2 protein-coding genes are annotated in these 1217 nt (G+C 71.5%); both read left to right on the top strand.

Going from position 1 to position 1217, the window contains the following annotated elements; translation table 11 throughout:
• Positions 1–17 precede the first annotated feature (17 nt).
• Complete coding sequence (locus tag ON39_RS26580; protein ID WP_051187127.1) at positions 18–284, top strand: hypothetical protein; 267 nt, start codon at positions 18–20, stop codon at positions 282–284.
• A gap of 107 nt (positions 285–391) precedes the next feature.
• Positions 392–1217: FAD-dependent oxidoreductase (locus ON39_RS26575; protein WP_040738525.1), on the top strand; the 826-nt coding region annotated here is incomplete at its 3' end.

Here is a 1217-nt window from a genome sequence, read left to right as displayed (position 1 = left end):
GTTCCGGTGATCACCTCGTGAGACTGCTGCGCGGCCTCAGCGGGATCGTCGCCGCGGGAACCGTCGCGCTGATGCTCGTCGTCATCGGCACCGCGGTCGTCGCGGCCCGGCGGGACTTTCCCGGCCCCGGCGCCGAGTCGGTGACCTGGCACGTGATCTCGGCGGTGATAGCCGTTGCGGCACAGATTTATTCGGACAGGCGTCGGGGTTTCGCCGCTTTTTCCGGAGCTGTGGTTGTTTTCATTGTCGCCGGATTATTGCTGTGGACCCAGTGGTGGGGCTGAATATCGGCAACCTTTCCGCACACCGCTGACAACGGATCGAATACGGCGTCGCCGAATATCTCGCTAATGGTTGCGATGCCGTGAATTGTGGCCGAACATTTGTCTTTGTGGCGGAACTCGAGACGGATGTCCTGGTTTTGGGTGGCGGGCCCGCCGGAACCTGGGCCGCCGTCTCCGCCGCCGCGGCCGGCGCCCGGGTCGTGCTCGCCGACAAGGCCCGATGCGGCACCAGCGGCCCGACGGCCCACGGCACCACCGCGCTGTGGAACATCCCGCCCGGGCCGGCCAGGGACGAGGCGGTGCACCGCGGCTACCTGCACGGCGGCGGGCTCGGCGACCCGGAGTGGATGCACCGGGTGCTGGAGGAGACGTATCGGCGGGTCGAACAGCTGGCCCGCTGGGGCTATCGGTTCCCCGGCGCGGTCCCCGGTTCCTCGCTGCGCGTGTTCCTCGACGGCGGAAGCTACCTGCGACGCATGCGGCGCAGCGCGCTCGAGGCGGGCGTGCGCGTGCTCGACCACCATCCGGCGCTGCAACTGCTCCTCGATCGCGACGGCCACGTCGCCGGGGCCACGGGCGTGCGGCAGCACGATCAGTTCCGCACCTGGACCGTCCGCGCGGGGGCCGTGGTGGTGGCCACCGGCGGCTGCGCGTTCCTGTCCGGCGGGGCAGGCACCGACGTGGACACCGGCGACGGGCTGCTGTTGGCCGCGGAGGCCGGCGCTCAGCTGTCGGGCATGGAGTTCTCCAGCGCGTACGGCCTGACGCCCGCGGTCGACGCGCCGCGCGCCGCCGCGCGGCCGAACTCGGCGCCCGGACTCGGCCTGCACTTCGCCACCCTCTACGACGAGTCGGGTACGGCCCTGGCGGGCCACCGCGGCGCCGCCTTCGCCGCGATCGCCGACGGCCGCAGGGTTTTCGCCGCGCTCGACG

The organism is Nocardia tenerifensis NBRC 101015, from assembly GCF_000308715.1.
Lineage (GTDB): Bacteria > Actinomycetota > Actinomycetes > Mycobacteriales > Mycobacteriaceae > Nocardia > Nocardia tenerifensis.
The sequence above is the reverse complement of the archived record's forward strand: the minus strand, read 5'-3'. Positions and strand labels throughout refer to the sequence as shown.